Source organism: Helicobacter labetoulli, assembly GCF_003670275.1.
In the GTDB taxonomy this organism is placed as follows: Bacteria; Campylobacterota; Campylobacteria; order Campylobacterales; family Helicobacteraceae; genus Helicobacter_C; species Helicobacter_C labetoulli.
In genome coordinates this window covers 1-3,420 of sequence record NZ_QXJF01000031.1, presented here as the reverse complement: position 1 = coordinate 3,420, position 3,420 = coordinate 1, and the positions used below count along the sequence as shown (strand labels likewise).

Below are 3,420 nucleotides of genomic sequence, written 5' to 3'. Positions count from 1 at the left end.
CCCCCCCCCCCCCCCCCCCCCCCCCCCCCCCCCCCCCCCCCCCCCCCCCCCCCCCCCCCCCCCCCCCCCCCCCATAAATCCTAAAACAGATATAGATTTATTCCTTATTGAAAAGAAAAAGCAAAATGTGTATTTGCAATGGTGCGAGGAGAATCTCCATAAGGTTTTTAGCTTTCCACATATTTTTGGCAAAGTGCGATTTTTAAATAAGTTTTGGAAAAGACGCGTTTTGAAGAATCCAAAATTGATTAATTATTTTATTAAAGAGCAATATGATGTTAATATTGGCTTTTTAGAGGGGATTAGCACGATATATATTTCCCAAAAACAAGGGGGCAAAAAGATAGGCTATATTCACATCTCTTTGAAAGAAATCCGCAATAACAAACGAGATGAGCTTGAGGCAAGGGCGTATTTAGAGCTTGATAGCATTATATGTGTTTCGCATTATGTGAAACAATCGCTTTTAGAGCTTTATCCAGAGTTGGCACATAAGCATATTGAAGTTATCCATAATCCCATTAATAAAGATTCTATCCTGCAAAAGTCCCAAACTCTACTATCTCAAGCAAAGCAGAGATTCACATTTTTACAAGTGGGTAGGCTAACACACCAAAAAGGCTTAGATGTATTGCTTAGAGCAAATAAAATTTTACAAGATAAAGGGCTAGAATATGACTTGTGGCTTTTGGGCGAGGGAGAGCGGTATAAAAAAGAGCTAGATTCTATGATAGAAGCACAGGGGGTTAAGAATGTGAAGTTTCTAGGTTTTTGTGAGAATCCTTATCCCTATATAAAAATGTGTGATTGTATGGTGTTGGCGTCATATTATGAGGGATATGGTCTTGTGTTGGCTGAAGCTTGTGTGCTGGGCAAGGCAATTATTGCTAGTGATATACCCACAAGCAAGGAAATTTTACATAATGAAGTTTTGGGCGATTGCGGAGCATTTTTTGCAAGTGGCGATGAGGTGTCTTTGGCTCAAAGTATGCAAGAAATTTATAGCCAAGAAACAAGGAGAAATGAGCTTGAAGCTAAAGCCTTAGAGCATTCGCAATGTTTTAGTGTTGCCAAGGCGGCTGAAAGTTTAGAATCTTTATTGTAGATTCTAGCTTTTTAGCCCTTTTTGGCAAAATGTGCTTTTGTTTTGGATTGTTTTAAGATAGATAGCGTGGTTAGATTCTAGCATTGAGCGGGTGTTTTCTTTATGATAGAGATGATAGGCAATAGCACTAAACTTTAATCGTCTCATCTCTCCACCATTAAATAAAAATCTCGCCACAAATTCGGAATCTTCCCTTCCCCAGCCGACAAACTCTTCATTAAATCCATTGATAGCCACACAATCAGCCTTATAAAAGCCCATATTGCACCCACGAATACCTTTGATAAAATCTTTTTTATCAAAATATGATGCTCTAATTGCCGAAGTTGCAAAAATCATTTTGGCTAATAGTGGGATTTGTTTGGCTTTCATATCGCCATATTTAAAAGCGAGATGATAAGAGGAGTTATCCATAATGCCTTGTGTGCTATGTTCTTTCAAAATGACACGAGAGCCTTGTATAAACGCTCCTTTTTTTGCAAAGGATAAATGATCTTTTATAAAATGCGGATGTAAAATCATATCGCCATCAATGATGATGATATACGCTCCATTTGCTGCTTGAATGGCTTTGTTGCGTATTTGGCTCAAGCGGAAGCCATCATCTTCTTGCCAAATATGTTTGAGTATGCAAGGGAAGCTTTTTTGATAATTTTCTATAAGCTCTTTTGTATCGCTAAGACTGCCATCATCGGCAATAAGCACTTCATTTGGCAAAAAGGCTAAATTTTTTACAGAATCTAGCACAAGGGCTAGTCGCTCTTTTTGATTGTAGGTTGTGATAATAAGAGAGCAACTTGGCGGTGTTTTTTGCAATTCATAAAGTTTGAGGTATTTGAAAAACGCTCCCAAACCATTACAAACGCTAATGCTAAAGCCCTTGTAACCATACAAGATTCCACTTTTAAAAAAATAGTTTCTTATAAAAGTCCATAGCCCGTGATTAAGAGCTTTTAGCGGACTTGAGCGCTTGAGTGTGTGCTGCTTAGCCCATAGGCTTGAATAACGCTGAAGTTTATCAAGCAAATGCGAAATATCCCTAAAGGCATAATGCTTTAATCCACTTTTAAGTTTAATAAGCTTGGCGTTTTTAGGTAGCATAATGCTTTCGTGTATGATGTTGTCATTAAAACGCGTGAAAGTTTTATTAAAAAGTCGCCATACATAGTCTGGATACCACCCACACGCCTTTATCCACTCTCCATTGTAGAGATTCTTGCGTGGCAAAGCATAGATATGATGAGGTTGCATAGAGTTAAGGGTTAAGCGTATCTGCTCCAAGGTAGTAGATTCTAAAATCTCATCAGAATCTATACTTAAAATATAGTCGTGTTTAGCGTAGCTGATAGCGAGATTTTTTAATGCACCAAAGCCGATGAACTCGCTTTGATAGATTTTGACATTAGGAAATTTTTTGGCAATATCAAGCGTGCCATCATCACTGCCATTGTCAAGGACAATCACTTCATCAAAGTCTTGTAATGCCCATAAGCATTCATTAAAAGTGCTTTTGGCATTTTTGACTAAAATTGTAACGCTTATAGGGAGCTTTTGCATATTTACTCTTTTGTGTGTTTAGGTAGATTATTTAGGGATTGTAGCAAAGTTATGTGAATCTAACACTTTTAATGTTAGAATTTTTGCCTTTTTATAACAGAATAAAGGGGGTTGTATGTCGCAGGAAACTATTGGGTTTATACATACTTATCAGGTGGGGGATAATATAATGACATTTCCTGCCTTGTATGCTCTAAAAAAAGATATATGATTGCAGGGTGGTTGTTTTTGGGAATGCTTTGATGTGTGATATGTTGCGTTATTGTGATTTTATTGATGAGTGTGTGGATATTGGATATTTGAGTGAAGATTCTATCTCCATTATTGATAAGTATCATTGTGATAAGATTATCCTTACAAATTCACGCAAGGCTTTTATTAAGCATATTCAAGCGACAAATACAAAGCTTATTATCACTCCTATCAAACTATTTGCGTTATTTGCTGCAAGGGTAAGGACACCAGCATTGCACCTGCTATTTATGTATAGAAGCATACCAGAATGGCAAAGGCATTTGTTGCTTGCAAGATGTGTTGATGGTAAAAAATATGATAAAAAAAGCTTGCCCTTAGATTTTGCACAGGCAAAAATAAGTGTGGCTAAGAAGCATAGGGATTTTGCTAAGTCTTGTATGCAAGATAGTGATAGATTAAGCGGGGGGGGGGGGGTTAAAATTTATTTTTTAACCTTTTTGGAATGGTTGTCAAAAACCGGTTACCAAAAAAGGGGGGTTTTATGAAAATGGGCGGGTTTTGAA

At 37.6% G+C, this 3,420-nt stretch carries 3 protein-coding genes; 2 read left to right on the top strand and 1 reads right to left on the bottom strand.

Annotated elements, in window-relative coordinates:
- Positions 1-1,105 (top strand): glycosyltransferase (locus tag EBF12_RS10910; protein WP_208630989.1); only part of this gene is annotated, 1,105 nt, incomplete at its 5' end.
- A 3-nt stretch (positions 1,106-1,108) separates the two neighbouring features.
- Here EBF12_RS10910 and EBF12_RS10905 read toward each other — a convergent pair.
- The gene (locus tag EBF12_RS10905) at positions 1,109-2,662 is read right to left on the bottom strand and encodes a glycosyltransferase family 2 protein (RefSeq protein WP_121727667.1); all 1,554 of its coding nucleotides are present in this window, start codon (positions 2,660-2,662) and stop codon (positions 1,109-1,111) included.
- A 239-nt stretch (positions 2,663-2,901) separates the two neighbouring features.
- Here EBF12_RS10905 and EBF12_RS10900 point away from each other — a divergent pair, with 239 nt between their 5' ends.
- Positions 2,902-3,402 (top strand): hypothetical protein, encoded by a 501-nt coding sequence (locus EBF12_RS10900; RefSeq protein ID WP_208630988.1) that lies wholly within the window; start codon positions 2,902-2,904, stop codon positions 3,400-3,402.
- Positions 3,403-3,420 lie beyond the last annotated feature (18 nt).

Bases quoted from the DNA above. Each gene is read 5' to 3' on its own strand.
- EBF12_RS10905 (WP_121727667.1), bottom strand. From the start codon at position 2,662: ATGCAAAAGCTCCCTATAAGCGTTACAATTTTAGTCAAAAATGCCAAA.